We start from the raw sequence: 15492 nt of genomic DNA on the forward strand, positions 1-15492 counted from the left end.
CGGGCTTACAAACACCCCTGGAGGGGATCAGAAATGATCTTTCCTCCAGGGGTGTTTTCACGTTCCCGGACAACTAGTGACCGAGCGAGTGCTCGGTGCGGCAGGATGGATCCATGGCTGAAGACCGAAACAACCGCCCCTCGAACGAGCGTGGCCGGCGAGACGACTCGCGTGGCCCCCGTCGAGAGGGCCTCCGCCGTGAGGATGGCTCCGGCAACTTCCGCGGAACTGGCGGTTCCAGGGGGCAGCAGGCCTCACGAGGCGCCGGCGACGGTGAGCGTCGTGGGTACGGCAGCCGTGAGCAGGGTTCCCGTGACGGTGAGCGTCGTGGGTACGGTAACCGCGAGCAGGGTTCCCGTGATGGAGAGCGTCGCAGCTACGGTGATCGTTCCGAGCGTGGCTACCAGTCCCGTGACGGTGAGCGTCGTGGGTACGGCAGCCGCGACCAGGGTTCCCGTGATGGAGAGCGTCGCAGCTACGGTGATCGTTCCGAGCGTGGCTACCAGTCCCGTGACGGTGAGCGTCGTGGGTACGGCAACCGCGACCAGGGTCCCCGTGACGGTGAGCGTCGTGGGTACGGCAACCGCGACCAAGGTCCTCGTGACGGGGAGCGTCGCAGCTACGGTGATCGTTCCGAGCGTGGCTACCAGTCCCGTGACGGTGAGCGTCGTGGCTACGGCAACCGCGACCAGGGTTCCCGTGACGGGGAGCGTCGCAGCTACGGTGATCGTTCCGAGCGTGGCTACCAGTCCCGTGACGGTGAGCGTCGTGGGTACGGCAACCGCGACCAGGGTTCCCGTGACGGGGAGCGTCGCAGCTACGGTGATCGTTCCGAGCGTGGCTACCAGTCCCGCGACGGTGAGCGTCGTGGCTACGGCAACCGCGACCAAGGCTCCCGTGACGGGGAGCGTCGCAGCTACGGTGATCGTTCCGAGCGTGGCTACCAGTCCCGCGACGGTGAGCGTCGTGGCTACGGCAACCGCGACCAAGGCTCCCGTGACGGTGAGCGTCGCAGCTACGGGGATCGTGACCGGGGCCAGCGCGGGGAGCGTGGCGGCCACGGTGAGCGTTCCCAGCGGCAGGGCTCGTCCTTTGAGCGCGGGGGCCGCGACCGCGATGACCACAGGGGACGTCGTGACGAGGATAACTTCGTCAGGCCGGGCCTGGCCGCCCGTGAGGACGAGCCGGAGACCCCGCAGGACATCGACGAGCGCAGCCTTCCCTTCGGAGTCCGGGCGGAGCTGCGTGGCCTGCCGAAGGAACTCGGCTCGGTGGTCGCGGCCCACCTGGTGGCTGCCGGTGAGCTGATCGACGACGACCCCGAGCTGGCCTACCGCCATGCCGAGGCCGCCCGTCGTCGTGCCGCGCGGCTTCCCGTGGTGCGCGAGGCCACCGCCGAGACCGCCTATGCCGCAGGCGAGTTCGCTGTCGCCCTGAACGAGTACCGGGCGCTGCGCCGCATGACGGGTGGATCTGAATTCCTCCCCGTCATGGCGGACTGCGAACGCGCCCTTGGCCGTCCGGAAAATGCGCTCAAGTTGGCTCGCGAGGCCGCCGACGCCGGTATGGACCCGGACCAGCAGGTGGAGATGCTGCTGGTGGAGGCCGGCTCCCGTGACGACATGGGCAACCGTGCCGAGGCCCTGCGCCTGCTCAAGAACGGCATCAGCCAGCAGACCGGCTCGCGTCTGGCGCAGGCTCGTCTGCGCTATGCCTATGCCGACCTGCTGGAACGCCAGGGTGACACCGAGGCGGCCCGCAAGTGGTTCGTCACCGCGGGTGAGCTGGACAACGAGCACACCCTCGACGTCGACGACCGGGTCAACCGGCTCGACGGCTTCGTGCTCGAGGTGGGCGAGGATGAGCCCGAGGAGGACGAGGACGGCGACCTGCTGCCCGGTGGGGAGGGCGTCCACGACGACGACGAGCCGGCCGACGAGGATCCTGCCGAAGGCACCGACGTTCCGTCCGGGACGCCCGAGCCGAGCGCGCACCCCGGGCAGCCGCCCGTCGAGGACGCCGTCCAGCAGGATGAGGCCACCGAGCAGGGGAGTGCGCGACGCGTCGAGGCCACGGTCTTCTCCAACGCCGAGGATGGCCAGAGCGAGGCCCAGGACGAGGACCTCCCGGCGCCGGACCAGGAGGACGAGCGATGAGTGCGCCCTTGGTCGAGGCCTACGAGGCAGCACTCTTCGACCTGGACGGCGTCGTCTACCTGGGCCCCGCCCCTGTGGAGGGTGCGCCGGAGGGGATCCAGGAGCTCAAGCGTCGCGGCACGCAGGTGGGCTTTGTCACCAACAATGCGGCACGTCGCCCGCAGGTGGTCGTCGACCAGCTCGTGGGGCTGGGCGTCCCGGCGGAGCTCTCGGACGTCGTCACCAGCGCCCAGGCGGGGGCCCGGATGCTCGCCGAGCAGCTGCCCCGGGGCAGCAAGGTCCTGGTGGTCGGCACCGAGGCCTTGGCTGCCGAGGTGGAGCAGGCCGGGATGGTGCCGGTGTCCACGAGCGAGGAGGAGCCGGTGGCCGTCATCCAGGGCTACGACCCGCAGATGACCTGGCCCCGGATCGACGACGCCTGCGTCGCCCTGCAGCGGGGTGCCACCTGGTTCGCCACCAATACCGACTCCACCCGTCCCACCGACAAGGGACTGGTGCCCGGCGCCGGCGCCCAGATCGCCGCCGTCGGCTACACCGTGAAGGTGAGCCCCCAGGTGGCCGGCAAGCCCTTCCCGCCGCTGCTGCAGGAGACCATGCGACGGATGGGCACCGAGCAGGCCGTCTTCGTGGGGGACCGCATCGACACCGACATCATGGGTGCCGTCGCGGTCGGCATGGACTCGCTCTTCGTCTTCACCGGCGCCCACGGCAAGCACGACCTGCTGCAGGCGGGACCTGAAGGTCGTCCCACCCACATCGGATACGACCTGCGTGCCCTGCTCCAGCCGGCCCGCACCGTCGAGGTGCAGGCTCAGGTGGCGCGCTGCGGCGACCAGGAGGCGCGCCTCGACCAGGGCGCGGTCCAGCTGGCCGCGATCCCCTCGGATCGTGAGGGCCAGCTGGACGCCCTGTGGGCCGTGCTGAACCTGGTCTGGGCCAATCCCGGCGTCACCGCCGAGGTGGTGGACCAACTCAGCGAGCTGCCCTGACCTGCGCCAGCAGCGCCTGCTGCTGTTGCGTCGTGATCGCACCGTCCGGATCTGCCAGCAGGTAGAGCCGGACGGTGTTGTCCATCACGGCGCCGACCTCCGCCCAGCCGTCGGCCGAACCGTAGCTGCGTCGGCCGATCCAGCTGTCCGCGGTCGTGCTGCTGGCGGTGGTCTTCGGGTTGCTGGAGCCCTCACAGGCCTTGAGCTGGGCCGTCCACTGCGTGAACCAGGTTCGGGCCTGTTGGGCGTCCGCGAAGACCATCGCCTCGGCCATCCCCTTGGCCGGGCCCTTGGCCAGGCTCACCTCGAGGGCGTGCGTGGGATCGGTCCAGCTGTCACGCTTCACCTCGGCGCAACCGACGCTCATGATCTCGTAGGCCGCATAGCGAGGATCGCGGGCGTGGGCAGGCGTCCCGTTGCCCAGGAAGCCTTCCTCGATGCTGCCCTTCTGCACCACGGCCTTCCATCCGTCCGGGACCGGCACGCTGGCCAGCGCCAGGGAACCGGCCGTCGACGCGGCCGGCGTCGTCGGAGGGGTGGGGGCCGGCAGGTCGACGTCGGAGGGGCCAGGGCTCCACGGGCTCTCCGAGGCAGTGGCCGTATCCGTCGGAACTCCACCGGAGGTGCCGGTGGACGACGGTGTGGGAGCAGGGTCGCTGGAGCAGCCGCCGGCGAGCAGGACAAGTCCGGCGGCTGCGGCCAGGACACGGTGGGGGCGGGAACAGGTCATCGGATCAGGCCTCGAAGTGCTGCCAGTCCCAGCCCGTGAACCAGGCATAGCCCTGGGCCTTGAGCCCGACGGTGAGGCCGGAGGTGGCGACCAGCAGTCCTCGCACCGATGCCGGCCGGTAGGAGGCATAGGTGGCGCTGGGGTACCAGCGGCCGTTGGGGTCGCGGTAGGGGTTCTCGATGGTGTTCACGTCGATCGCCTTGCCGTAGGAGTGCGGCGACATGGCGTACGGGTTGCCCGTGACGCGTCGGCAGTTGAAGGCCGAGGTGTTGCCCGCCGCCATCATCTTCACGTCGTCGCCACCCCAGTCGTTGGGATTGCGCATGCTCTTGATCGGGAAGTTGTGCACCTGGGTGCCGGTGGTGAAGGCGCGCACCACGTTGTCCGCCAGGTCGGTGCGCACGATCATCACGCCCCGCAGCAGGCGACGGTCGTAGCCGACGTAGTTCATCTCGATCGTCCGCAGGCTGGCCGGCCCCACCGGGCAGCCGGCCCGGTAGGTCTTGGCGACGTCCGCGGCCGTGGTGGCGCGAACCACCGCGCGGAGGTTGGCGTAGCGGCGGATGGAGACGGCGGGGGAGTACAGCCAGGTGGCGTTCGGCTGGGCGATCGCCACCCGGGCCCGGTAGGTGCCCACATAGCCCCGCTCCCAGGTGAACGGCAGGCTGTAGCTTCCGGTGCTCGTGGAGTACCACCGCCCGGGCTGGTCGGTCCAGACACCCGAGCGCAGGACCTGCACCTTGGTGTAGCGGGCGCCGGCAGGGCTGTGCTGCCCGGTGATGGTGGTGTTGTCCGTGGCGTGGAACTGGGCGGGTGCGCTCGCGGTCGCCCGGGGGGTGGCGGCCAGGATCCGCAGCAGCGGGGAGATCTGGGCAGAGGCACCGCGGCCGGAGTCCACGAAGAAGTAGCTGTCGTTGGCGGCAGGGAAGGTGGTGAGGAAGGCGTAGTTGCCCTTGGCGTCGGACATGGTGGAGTTCACCTTGGTGGGGTTGCGCTTGTTGGCGTCGAGTCGCCACAGCGTGATCCGGGTGCTGGTGAGCACCGAGATGCGTCCCTTCACCAGCACCGCCCCCCAGGGGCGGTAGAAGCCGGCGCCCGGATGGGCTGGCTGGCTCGCGGCGATGGTGTACGTGGGCTTGGTGCCGGTGCGCTGGTACGAGACCTCTGCGGTCGTCGACGCGCCGGAGCGCATCCGCACCAGATGGGTGCCCAGGTAGCACTCGTGATGACGCACCAGGACCGTCCAACGCCCCGCGGTGTCGGCCTTCGTCGTGGCGACGGCCAGGGTGCGGACCCCGCCGTAGCTTCCGTCGACGACGACGGTGGCTCCGGGGGCGGCTGTTCCCGAGACGGTGGCCGGAAGACAGACCGGCGTGGCTGCCGGCGGCGTGATGCTCAGCCGACTGATCGCCGCGATGCGGGTCTCGGGGCTCTGGTTGGCCGAGGCGCTGGGGCTGCTCGACGGGCTCTGCGTCGCCGGGAGAGCGGAGGGCGTGACCGAGGGCTGGACGGTCGGGCTGCCGCTGGTGGGCTCCGGGCTCGCCGTCGTGGTGGGCTCCGTGCTCGCCTCGGCGCTGACCGTCGCGGCTGGGGCGGGGGTGGCCTGCTGGCTGCTGCTGGCACCGTCGGAGGCAGTGGCCGATCCGGCCGAGGGGCTCGGGGTCGGGCTGGCGGTCTCGGCCAGCGCGACAGGCGTTGCCAGGCTGCTGAGCGCCAGGGCCAGGCCGAGGGCCGTCGTGGCCCGGGCAGTGGACGAAGTGGTCATCGAGGATCCTCACCGGTGCGGACGTGACAGGCCCACCCTGCCACAGGTCCGCGGGATCAGGGCATGCGACCAATCAGGCAGTCCGTGCTCTGGGCTAGGTTGTCCGCATGAGTGAGCCCGACCCGCAGCCAGCCTTCAGTGAACAGCCGCCCCAGACCGGGAACCGGCTGGTGGACCAGGCGATGGCCGAGCTCGCCTCGCTGGCGGAGGCGCCGCTGGAGGAGCACCACGACCGGCTGGCCGCTGCCCAGGACGTGCTGACCTCGGTGCTGGAGGACAGTCGCGGCGCGGTCCAGACCCCGATCCCCGGCGTGCTCAGGCCAGGTCACCATGGCTGAGGGCACCCGGCTCGACGTCGAGATGGTGGAGCGCGGTCTGGCGCGCAGCCGTAGCCTGGCCCGCAAGCTGGTGGAGGACGGGCTGGTGCAGGTGGATGGACGTCGTGCCACCAAGGCCTCCCAGCAGGTCCCCGTGGGGGCCGAGATCACCATGGGTGAGCACGTCCAGTGGGCCTCCCGCGCCGCCTTCAAGCTGCTCGGGGCGCTCGACGAGCTGGGCTGGGAGCAGGTGCCTTCCCGCGTCCTCGATGCCGGCGCCAGCACCGGCGGCTTCACCGAGGTGCTGCTGAGCCGCGGCGCGCTCGAGGTCTACGCGGTGGATGTCGGCCACGGACAGCTGGTCGAGCCGCTGTGCCAGGATCCCCGGGTGCACGTCCGCGAGGGCCTGAACCTGCGCGAGCTGCAGCTCGGCGACCTGGACGGCGCTCCGGTGGACCTGGTGGTCTGCGATGTCTCCTTCATCTCACTGAAGCTGCTGCTGGAGCCGCTCTTCGGTGTCCTGCGCGAGGGCGGCAGGGCGCTGCTCATGGTCAAGCCCCAGTTCGAGGTGGGTCGCAAGAACCTCACCTCCGCCGGCGTGGTCCGCGACGAACAGCTGCGCCTGGAAGCGGTCCAGGACGTGGTGGACGCCGCCGCGGCGCTGGGCTGGGCCGAGACCTGGCGCTCGGTCAGCCAGCTGCCCGGACCGGCCGGCAACATCGAGTACTTCGTGCTCTTCGAGCGGGCCTGAGCCGGCGGAAATGTCGGTGCCCGCGGATAGGGTGGGCCCCGTGACCCACCAGCTCCCGGAATCCAGCCGCGTCGTGGCGGTGATGCTGCACCCCACCCGCCCCGAGGCCCTGGACACCGCCGTCGACTTCATCCGCCAGGTGACCGGCCTGGGCATCCGGTGCGTCCTCGACGACGACGACCGTGCCGCGGTCGTCGAGGCCCTGGAAGGGCAGGTCGAGGTGGGCTCGCTGGCCGGGGCCGACCAGCTCGAACTGGTGGTGATCTTCGGCGGCGACGGCTCCATCCTGCGCGCTGCCGAGCTGGCCCTGCACCGCGAGGTGCCACTGCTCGGCGTCAACCTGGGCCATGTCGGCTTCCTCGCCGAGCTGGAGGCCTCGCAGGTGCCGGACCTGGTGCGCCAGGTGGCCGAGCGCAGCTATGCCGTCGAGAAGCGCCTCACCCTGGCCGTCGAGGTGCACGATCCCGACGGTGGCCTGCGCTGGAGTTCCTTCGCCGTCAACGAGGTCTCGCTGGAGAAGGTGGCCCGCGAGCGCATGGTGGAGGTGCTCGCCCTGGTGGACGGCCGCCCGCTCTCGCGCTGGGGCTGCGACGGCGTGCTGGTGAGCACGCCCACCGGTTCCACCGCCTACGCCTTCAGTGCCGGGGGACCGGTGATGTGGCCCGACGTGGAGGCCATCGAGCTGGTCCCGCTCAGCGCCCACGCCCTGTTCGCCCGCCCCTCGGTGCTCAGCCCCACCTCCACGGTGGAGCTGGAGCTCAGCCTGGAGCGCGACGTCCCGGCCTCGGTCTGGGCCGACGGCGCCCGCACCGTCGACGCCGTGCCGGGCAGCCGGATCGTGGTGCGCCGCAACCAGCACGACCTGCTCATCGCACGACTGTCCGAGCAGCCCTTCACCACCCGTCTGGTCAAGAAGTTCGCCCTGCCCGTCGAGGGTTTCCGAGGTCGGCGCTGATGCTGGTCGAGCTGCGGATCGCAGACCTGGGCGTGATCGAGACCTCCACCATCGAGTTCGGCCCCGGCATGACCGCCGTCACCGGCGAGACCGGCGCCGGCAAGACCATGGTGGTGAGCTCGCTCGGGCTGCTGATGGGCCAGCGCGGCGACTCCGGTGTGGTGCGCCACGGCTCCGCGCGCGCCCTGGTGGAGGGCCGATTCGCGGGTGTCGAGCAGGTCTCCGACCGGGTCGATGCCGCCGGTGGCGTGGTGGAGGACGGCGAGCTGCTGCTGGCCCGCCAGGTCAGCGCCTCAGGACGTTCCCGCGCCTTCGTCGGCGGGGCCCAGAGCTCGATCGGCAACCTGTCGGAACTGGCCGGCGAGCTGGCCACCATCCACGGCCAGTCGGAGCAGGTGCGTCTCGGTAGCCCGGAGCGCCAACGCGAGGTGCTGGACCGCTTCTGCGGCGCCCAGCACGCCCGCGCCCTGCAGGCCTACCGCGAGGACCACGAGCGACGCGCCAGGATGCGCACCGAGCTCGACGAGCTGGTCACGCGCGCCCAGGAGAGGGCCCGGGAGCAGGATCTGCTCCACTTCGGCCTGGACGAGGTGGCCGCGGTGGACCCGCAACCGGGGGAGGACGAGGAGCTGGCCCAGGAGGCCGGCCGGCTGCAGGCCGTCGACGACCTGCGCCAGCTCGCCGAGACCGCCAGCACGGCGCTGAGCGGATCGGTCGACGGCTACGGCGACGCCCCCGGCGTCGTGGGGGCCTTCGGTGAGGCCCGCAAGGCGATGGAACAGGCCGAGGCGCTGGACCCCGCCGCCGCCCCGGTGGCCCAGCAGATGCGCGAGGCCGGTTTCCTGCTCAACGAGGCCGCCGCCCAGGTGGCCGGCTACCTGGCCGATCTGGAGGCCGACCCGGCCCGTCTGGAGGCGATCGCGGAGCGCCGCGCCGCCCTGGCCGGCCTGCTGCGCAAGTACGGCAGCAGCATCGACGAGGTGCTCGACTGGTCACGTCGCTCCGCCGCCCGGCTGGCCGAGCTCACCGGCTCCGACGAGCGGATCGACCAGCTGCGCCAGGAGCTGCAGGCACTGGACGCCTCGCTGACCGAGCAGGCCGCCGCCATCACCAGCCGACGCACCGAGGGCGCCGAGCAGCTGGCCACCGCCGTCCAGGCGGAACTGGCCGCCCTGGCCATGCCGCACGCCCGGCTCGGCTTCGAGCTGCGACCGCTCGACGAACTCGGCCCCTGGGGCGCCGAACAGGTCAGCCTGGTCTTCGCCGCCAACCCCGGCTCGCCGCCGGCCCCGCTGGGCAAGGTGGCCTCGGGCGGTGAGCTCTCCCGGGTCCGGCTGGCGCTGGAGGTGGTGCTGGTGGACGCCGATGCTGGTGAGGCGCCCGGCGCCCACACCTGCGTCTTCGACGAGGTGGATGCCGGCGTCGGCGGTGCCGTGGCCGTGGAGATCGGCCGTCGGCTGGCCCGGCTGGCGACCCACTGCCAGGTGATCGTGGTCACCCACCTGGCGCAGGTGGCCGCCTTCGCCGATGCCCACCACGTGGTCAGCAAGTCCACCAACGGCCAGGTCACCACCAGCGGCCTGCGTCGCGTCACCGGCCAGGAACGGCTCGAGGAGCTGGCCCGGATGATGGGCGGCATCTCCTCCAGCGAGTCCTCGCTGGCCCATGCCCGCGAGCTGCTGGAGGCGGCCGGGCAGGCCTGAGCCCCGAACCGCTCGGCCCTGTGGCAGGGCAGACCGGCGAACCGCCGCCGGTCAGCACCGGGGCCGTGGATCACTCGGCCAGCACGTCGTCCAGGTCATAGGCGATGGGACGCTCCACCTGCTCCAGCAGGCAGCTGTCCGGCTCCCGGTCGAGTCGGAAGCGCAGCAGTGTCACGGCATGGCGGAAGCGGCGCCCCTCCAGCTGGTCGAAGGCCACCTCCACCACCACGCGCGGCTCCAGCGGGACGAAGTCCGCGTCGCCGGAGGCGCTGAACCGGGAGCGCGCGGTCTCGGCGTGCCGGATCGAACCGTCCTGCTCGCGCAGCACCAGCGGGGCCAGCTGGTCCACCAGGGCCAACCGCATCTCGTTGCTGAAGGCACCGATGCCGCCCACGTTGACCAGCTCGCCGGTCTCGTCCACCATCCCCAGCAGCAGCGAGCCGACACCCTGGCCGGACTTGTGCACCCGGTAGCCCAGCACGACGGCCTCCGCGGTGCGCTTGTGCTTCACCTTGAGCATGGCCCGCTTGTTCTGCTCGTAGGGGCCCAGGTTGCGCTTGGCGATGACGCCGTCCAACCCGGCCCCCTCGAAGCTCTCGAACCACTGGCGGGCCACCTGCTCGTCGCCGGTGCAGCGGGTGAGGTGGACGGCGGGCGAGTCGACGGTCTCGAAGAGCTGCTCCAGGGCGGCGCGACGTTCGCGGTAGCCGAGGGCGGTCAGGTCCTGCTCACCCAGCGCCAGCAGGTCGAAGCAGACCAGCTCGGCGGGGGTCTCGGCGCTGAGCCGGGCGATCCGGGAGGCGGCCGGGTGGATCCGCGCGCTGATCGACTCCCAGTCCAGCTTCTGCGCTCCCGGCTCACCGGCGCGCACCACCAGCTCGGCGTCGACGATGCAGCGCTCCGGGAAGTGCCGGCGCACCAGCTCGACCACCTCGGGGAAGTAGCGGGTCAGCGGCTTCCTGGAACGGCTCAGCAGCTCCACCTCCTCGCCGTCGCGGCAGACCAGGCAGCGGAAGCCGTCCCACTTGGGCTCGTAGCTCCAGCCACCCTCGGTGCTGTCGGCGGCGGGCACCTCGGCGACAGCCTTGGCCAGCATGGGGGAGATCGGCAGGGGCAGCGGCAGGTCCATGCGCCCAGTCTGTCAGCAGCTCGCCACGACACCCGCGACTTTCGCCCCGATGCGAGGCCAGCCCGCTTTTGCGAGTAGGCTGGAATCCCGTGGGAGACGCCAAGAGAAGCAAGCACGTATTCGTCACCGGAGGCGTCGCCTCCTCGCTCGGGAAGGGCCTGACGGCGTCCAGCCTCGGCAGCCTCCTGGTGGCGCGAGGACTGCGGGTCACGATGCAGAAGCTCGATCCCTACCTCAACGTGGATCCGGGCACCATGAACCCCTTCCAGCACGGTGAGGTCTTCGTCACCGAGGACGGCGCCGAGACCGACCTGGACATCGGCCACTACGAGCGCTTCCTGGACCGCAACCTGTCCGCCGAGGCCAATGTCACCACCGGCAAGGTCTACTCCTCGGTGATCGCCAAGGAGCGCCGTGGCGACTACCTGGGCGACACGGTGCAGGTGATCCCGCACATCACCAACGAGATCAAGGACGAGATGCTCTCCATGGAGAGCCCCGAGATCGACGTGGTGATCCACGAGATCGGCGGCACCGTCGGTGACATCGAGTCCCAGCCCTTCCTGGAGGCCGCGCGCCAGGTGCGCCACGAGATCGGCCGCGAGAACGTCTTCTTCCTGCACGTCTCCCTGGTGCCCTACATCGGGCCCTCCGGCGAGATGAAGACCAAGCCCACCCAGCACTCGGTGGCCGCGCTGCGCCAGGTGGGCATCCAGCCCGATGCCATCGTCTGCCGCGCCGGGCGCCCGCTCAGCGAGGGCATCAAGTCCAAGATCGCGCTGATGTGCGACGTGGACGAGGAGGCCGTGGTGGCCTGCATCGACGCGCCGAGCATCTACGAGATCCCGCGCGTGCTGCACTCCGAGGGCCTGGACGCCTATGTGGTGCGCCGGCTCAACCTGAGCTTCCGCGACGTCGACTGGACCCGCTGGAACGACCTGCTGGACCGGGTGCACAACCCCGTCGAGGAGGTCACCGTCGCCCTGGTGGGCAAGTACATCGACCTGCCCGACGCCTACCTGAGCGTCAGCGAGGCGCTGCGCGCCGGCGGCTTCGCCAACCGCGCCAAGGTCAACATCAAGTGGGTGGCCTCGGACACCTGCGAGAGCCCGGAGGGTGCCGAGGAGCAGCTCGGCGACGTGGACGCGATCTGCGTGCCCGGCGGCTTCGGCATCCGTGGCGTCGAGGGCAAGCTCGGCGCGGTGCGCTATGCCCGCGAGCGCCAGGTGCCGATCCTGGGCCTGTGCCTGGGCATGCAGTGCATGGTGATCGAGGTGGCCCGAGACCTGGCCGGCATCACCGACGCCGCCTCCAGCGAGTTCGACCCGGACAGCGCCAACCCGGTGATCGCCACCATGGAGGAGCAGAAGGCGATCGTCTCCGGCGGGGGAGACCTGGGCGGCTCGATGCGGCTCGGCTCCTACCCGGCCGAGCTGAAGCGCGGCAGCGTGGTGCAGCGCCTCTACGGCAAGAACCGGGTCGAGGAGCGCCACCGTCACCGCTACGAGGTGAACAATGCCTACCGCGAGCAGCTCGAGAAGGCCGGGCTGGTCTTCTCCGGCCTGTCGCCCGATGCCGCGCTGGTGGAGTTCATCGAGCTGCCCGCCGACGTCCACCCCTACTTCGTGGCCACCCAGGCGCATCCCGAGCTGAAGAGCCGCCCCACCCGCCCGCACCCCCTGTTCAAGGGCCTGGTGAAGGCCGCCGTGGAGCGCAAGGTGGCCGCCCGGCTGCCCGTCGACACCCCTGCGCCCAGCACCGAGGCCGACCAGACCGACACGGAGGCCTGAGATGACGACCCCGGTCGACATCCCGGAGACCTGGCAGATCACCGACCACCGCGTCCTGGGGACCGGCCGGGTGTGCAGCTTCGTCGAGGACCAGGTGCAGCCGCCCAGCGGCGAGCCCTTCCGGCGCCAGTTCATGACCCACCCCGGTGCGGTCGCGGTGATCGCGCTGGACCAGGACGACCGGGTGGCCGTGGTGCACCAGTACCGCCATCCCGTGGGCATGCGCCTGGTGGAGCCGCCCGCCGGCCTGCTGGACGCCGAGGGCGAGGACTTCCTGGCCGCCGCCCGGCGCGAGCTGGCGGAGGAGGCCCTGCTGCAGGCCTCCAACTGGCGCGTGCTGGTGGACATCTTCTCCACACCCGGCGGCTGCGACGAGTCGATCCGGGTCTACTTGGCCCGTGGCCTGTCCGAGGCGCCGCGTCCCGAGGGCTTCGTCGTCGAGGACGAGGAGGCCCACATGGAGACCAGCTGGGTGCCGCTCGACGAGCTGGTGGCGTCGATCATGGCGGGCACCATGCAGTCTCCCTCGCTGGTCAGCGGCGTGCTGGCGCTGCAGACCGCCCGTCTCTCCGGTGCCCTGGACCAGCTGCGCCCGGCCGACGCACCGTGGCCGGCCCGCGAGGTCTGGGCCGCGCGCAATGCCCAGCGCGAGCAGCTGGCGCACGCCGACGAGCGGGACGAGACGGACCGGGCGTGAGCGAGTGGGGCGCGCTGCGACGCCTCGCGCCCGCCTGGCTGGACCATCTGGCGGTGGAGCGTGGCCTGTCGGCCAACACCCTGGCCGCCTACCGGCGTGACCTGGTGCGCTACGACGCCTACCTGGCCGAGCGGGGCGTGGCCGAGGCCACGCAGGTGGCCCCGGCCGACGTCGCCGATTTCCAACGCTGGCTCACCACCGGAGACGAGGACCGCCCGCCGCAGGCCCCGGCCTCGGTGGCCCGCACCCTGGTGGCGGTGCGCAACCTGCACCGCTTCGCCGTCTCCGACGGCCTGGCCACCACCGATCCCACCACCGAGGCCAGCGTCCCGCGGCTGGGCAAGCGACTGCCCAAGGCGCTGGCCCTGGACCAGGTGCAGGCCCTGCTGGACGCCCCCGACGTGGAGACCACCGAGGGACTGCGCGACCGCGCCCTGCTGGAGCTGCTCTACGGCACGGGCGCCCGGATCAGCGAGGTCTGCGACCTGGACGTCGACGAGCTGAGCCGCACCCTCTCCGATCCCGGCAACGGGCTGCGGTTGCTCGGCAAGGGCAACAAGCAGCGCGTCGTGCCGCTGGGCAGCTACGCCCGCGAGGCCGTCGACGCCTGGCTGGTGCGTGGCCGCCCGGCCTGGCAGGCGAAGGCCAGCACCCCGGGGCCCGCGCTGCTGCTCAACTCGCTGGGGCGCCGGCTGTCGCGGCAGAGCGCCTGGGCAGTGCTGCGCAAGCACGCCGAGGCCGCCCACATCACCACCGAGGTCTCGCCGCACACCCTGCGCCACTCCTTCGCCACCCACCTGCTCGACGGCGGCGCCGACGTCCGGGTGGTGCAGGAGCTGCTGGGCCACTCCTCGGTGACCACCACCCAGATCTACACCCAGGTCACCGTCGAGCACCTGCGCGAGGTCTACCTGACCGCCCACCCCCGGGCCCGCTGAACCGGTGATGCCCCCGGTGCGGATCGACGGCCCGCCACGGCCCGCAGCGTGTCGACAAAGCACTAGTCTTGCCCCGAGGGCGGCCGCCAGCGACCGCAGCCAGCACAGCCAAACCGAGAGGCAGATCGTGGACTCCACCGACACCACCCAGTCCCGCAGCAATGACGGCGCGCTCTTCGAGGTGCCGGGCGGCGGCCTGGGTCGCAAGGTCAACGACGTGCAGACCGCGGCGGGCGAGGAGGACCCCACCGGCCGCACCATGCCCGATCTGCCCGAGCCCACCCCGCCGGCCCCCGGCCGCAAGCGCGCCACCGTGATCAGCATGTGCAACCAGAAGGGTGGCGTGGGCAAGACCACCACCACCATCAACCTGGGCGCCGCGCTGGTGGAGACCGGCCGTCGCGTCCTGCTGGTGGACTTCGACCCGCAGGGCTCGCTCTCGGTGGGCCTGGGCGTCAACCCGCACACCCTCGAGGTGAGCATCTACAACCTGCTGCTCAGCAAGGACTACGAGCCCTCCGAGGTGATCGCGCCCACCACCGTCGATGGCCTGGACATTCTGCCCTCCAACATCGACCTCTCGGCCGCCGAGATCCAGCTGGTCAGCGAGGTGGGCCGGGAGCAGACCCTGGACCGCGTGCTGCGCAAGGTCCGTGGTGACTACGACGTCATCCTGATCGACTGCGCCCCCTCGCTGGGCCTGCTGACCATCAATGCGCTCACCGCCAGCGACTACGTGCTGATGCCGCTGGAGTGCGAGTTCTTCGCGCTGCGTGGCATCGCCCTGCTCACCGACACCATCACCAAGGTCACCGACCGGCTCAACCCCGACCTCAAGGTGCTCGGCATCCTGGGCACCATGTTCGACGGCCGCACCCTGCACTCCCGCGAGGTGCTGGAGCGGGTGGTCGACGCCTTCGGCGAGTCGGTCTTCCACACCGTCATCCGTCGCACCGTCAAGTTCCCCGAGACCACCGTCGCGGGTGAGCCGATCACCACCTATGCCTCCAGCTCGCCGGGCGCCCAGGCCTACCGCCAGCTCGCCAAGGAGGTCCTGGCGCGATGCCACGACGAGTGAGCCTGCCGGGCGCCAACGAGCTCTTCCGGCCCACCGACGAGGACCACCACGCCGCAGCCGTGGACCCCGCACCCGCGGCCACGCCGCCGGCGCGCAAGCCGGCCCGTCGCCGCAAGGCCGTCGTGCCGCCCTTCGAGGAGGCCGTCTCCCCGGAGACCCGACGCCAGGTGCCGCGCAAGAAGGCCGCCTCCGCAGCCTCCGCGACACCGGCACCGACCACGCCCGCGCCTGCTGCCCCGGCTCGGGGTGCACGGGGTGCGGCGGCCGAGGAGGAACCCTCGGCCACCGGCCGGGTGCGCCACGACGAGAAGATCACCGTCTACGTCAGCAGCGAGGAGCTGCTGGGCCTGGAGCAGGCTCGGCTGCAACTGCGCGCCCAGCACGGCCTGCGCGCCGACCGGGGCAGGATCGTGCGGGCCGCCGTCGCCATCGCCCTGGCCGAGCTGGCCGAGCACGGCGCCGACAGCGAGCTCGTGCGCCGGCTGGAAGGCTGA

15 protein-coding genes are annotated in these 15492 nt (G+C 71.4%); 11 read left to right on the forward strand and 4 right to left on the reverse strand.

The features are described 5' to 3' along the window. Positions 1–254 precede the first annotated feature (254 nt). Complete coding sequence (locus ABD073_RS11700; RefSeq protein ID WP_343874829.1) at positions 255–1286, reverse strand: hypothetical protein; 1032 nt, start codon at positions 1284–1286, stop codon at positions 255–257. Here ABD073_RS11700 and ABD073_RS11705 point away from each other — a divergent pair. Then, positions 1272–2156, forward strand: a complete 885-nt coding sequence (locus ABD073_RS11705; RefSeq protein WP_343874830.1) for a tetratricopeptide repeat protein — start codon at positions 1272–1274, stop codon at positions 2154–2156. The genes ABD073_RS11700 and ABD073_RS11705 overlap by 15 nt on opposite strands. Beyond that, positions 2153–3145 (forward strand): HAD-IIA family hydrolase, encoded by a 993-nt coding sequence (locus ABD073_RS11710; protein ID WP_343874832.1) that lies wholly within the window; start codon positions 2153–2155, stop codon positions 3143–3145. Before ABD073_RS11705 ends, ABD073_RS11710 begins: the two co-directional genes overlap by 4 nt. Here ABD073_RS11710 and ABD073_RS11715 read toward each other — a convergent pair. Together ABD073_RS11715 and ABD073_RS11720 are read right to left on the reverse strand one after the other, a co-directional pair. Then, positions 3129–3875: a hypothetical protein gene (locus ABD073_RS11715; RefSeq protein WP_343874835.1), complete on the reverse strand. Its 747-nt coding sequence runs from the start codon at positions 3873–3875 to the stop codon at positions 3129–3131. The two genes, ABD073_RS11710 and ABD073_RS11715, sit on opposite strands and share 17 nt — an antisense overlap. Positions 3876–3879: 4 nt before the next feature. Further along, entirely contained in the window at positions 3880–5640 is a 1761-nt protein-coding gene (locus ABD073_RS11720) for a M15 family metallopeptidase (protein ID WP_343874837.1), read from the reverse strand. Between the two features lie 107 nt (positions 5641–5747). Between ABD073_RS11720 and ABD073_RS11725 the strand changes: the two genes are divergently transcribed. The 4 genes from ABD073_RS11725 to recN all read left to right on the forward strand — a co-directional run bounded on the left by ABD073_RS11725 (position 5748) and on the right by recN (position 9366). Continuing rightward, the gene (locus ABD073_RS11725; RefSeq protein ID WP_343874838.1) at positions 5748–5978 is read left to right on the forward strand and encodes a hypothetical protein; all 231 of its coding nucleotides are present in this window, start codon (positions 5748–5750) and stop codon (positions 5976–5978) included. Next, positions 5971–6708 (forward strand): TlyA family RNA methyltransferase, encoded by a 738-nt coding sequence (locus tag ABD073_RS11730; protein ID WP_343874839.1) that lies wholly within the window; start codon positions 5971–5973, stop codon positions 6706–6708. Before ABD073_RS11725 ends, ABD073_RS11730 begins: the two co-directional genes overlap by 8 nt. Positions 6709–6790: 82 nt before the next feature. Beyond that, positions 6791–7663, forward strand: a complete 873-nt coding sequence (locus ABD073_RS11735) for an NAD kinase (RefSeq protein WP_343875138.1) — start codon at positions 6791–6793, stop codon at positions 7661–7663. Continuing rightward, positions 7663–9366, forward strand: coding sequence for a DNA repair protein RecN (recN, locus tag ABD073_RS11740; RefSeq protein ID WP_343874841.1), 1704 nt, complete (start codon positions 7663–7665; stop codon positions 9364–9366). Before ABD073_RS11735 ends, recN begins: the two co-directional genes overlap by 1 nt. Before the next feature lie 70 nt (positions 9367–9436). Here recN and ABD073_RS11745 read toward each other — a convergent pair whose 3' ends face one another. Further along, positions 9437–10495 carry an ATP-dependent DNA ligase gene (locus tag ABD073_RS11745; RefSeq protein ID WP_343874843.1) on the reverse strand — a complete coding sequence of 353 codons (1059 nt, stop codon included), beginning with the start codon at positions 10493–10495 and terminating at the stop codon, positions 9437–9439. 89 nt (positions 10496–10584) lie between these two features. On the opposite strand from ABD073_RS11745, the gene pyrG reads away from it, so the two are divergent. From pyrG to ABD073_RS11770, 5 genes are all read left to right on the forward strand, one after another. After that, positions 10585–12285: a CTP synthase gene (gene pyrG / locus ABD073_RS11750; protein WP_343874845.1), complete on the forward strand. Its 1701-nt coding sequence runs from the start codon at positions 10585–10587 to the stop codon at positions 12283–12285. 1 nt (position 12286) lies between these two features. After that, complete coding sequence (locus ABD073_RS11755; protein WP_343874847.1) at positions 12287–12982, forward strand: NUDIX domain-containing protein; 696 nt, start codon at positions 12287–12289, stop codon at positions 12980–12982. Beyond that, complete coding sequence (gene xerD / locus ABD073_RS11760; protein WP_343874849.1) at positions 12979–13920, forward strand: site-specific tyrosine recombinase XerD; 942 nt, start codon at positions 12979–12981, stop codon at positions 13918–13920. The genes ABD073_RS11755 and xerD overlap by 4 nt, the downstream gene beginning before the upstream one ends. 127 nt (positions 13921–14047) lie before the next feature. Next, positions 14048–14998, forward strand: coding sequence for a ParA family protein (locus tag ABD073_RS11765; RefSeq protein ID WP_386751498.1), 951 nt, complete (start codon positions 14048–14050; stop codon positions 14996–14998). A gap of 167 nt (positions 14999–15165) precedes the next feature. Further along, positions 15166–15492 carry a hypothetical protein gene (locus ABD073_RS11770; RefSeq protein ID WP_343875140.1) on the forward strand — a complete coding sequence of 109 codons (327 nt, stop codon included), beginning with the start codon at positions 15166–15168 and terminating at the stop codon, positions 15490–15492.

The sequence above is a fragment of the Luteococcus peritonei genome (assembly GCF_039526385.1).
Lineage (GTDB): Bacteria > Actinomycetota > Actinomycetes > Propionibacteriales > Propionibacteriaceae > Luteococcus > Luteococcus peritonei.

Bases quoted from the DNA above. Each gene is read 5' to 3' on its own strand.
- ABD073_RS11735 (WP_343875138.1), top strand. From the start codon at position 6,791: ATGCTGCACCCCACCCGCCCCGAGGCCCTGGACACCGCCGTCGACTTC.
- ABD073_RS11710 (WP_343874832.1), top strand. From the start codon at position 2,153: ATGAGTGCGCCCTTGGTCGAGGCCTACGAGGCAGCACTCTTCGACCTG.
- ABD073_RS11745 (WP_343874843.1), bottom strand. From the start codon at position 10,495: ATGGACCTGCCGCTGCCCCTGCCGATCTCCCCCATGCTGGCCAAGGCT.
- recN (WP_343874841.1), top strand. From the start codon at position 7,663: ATGCTGGTCGAGCTGCGGATCGCAGACCTGGGCGTGATCGAGACCTCC.
- ABD073_RS11720 (WP_343874837.1), bottom strand. From the start codon at position 5,640: ATGACCACTTCGTCCACTGCCCGGGCCACGACGGCCCTCGGCCTGGCC.
- ABD073_RS11755 (WP_343874847.1), top strand. From the start codon at position 12,287: ATGACGACCCCGGTCGACATCCCGGAGACCTGGCAGATCACCGACCAC.
- ABD073_RS11715 (WP_343874835.1), bottom strand. From the start codon at position 3,875: ATGACCTGTTCCCGCCCCCACCGTGTCCTGGCCGCAGCCGCCGGACTT.
- ABD073_RS11725 (WP_343874838.1), top strand. From the start codon at position 5,748: ATGAGTGAGCCCGACCCGCAGCCAGCCTTCAGTGAACAGCCGCCCCAG.
- ABD073_RS11730 (WP_343874839.1), top strand. From the start codon at position 5,971: ATGGCTGAGGGCACCCGGCTCGACGTCGAGATGGTGGAGCGCGGTCTG.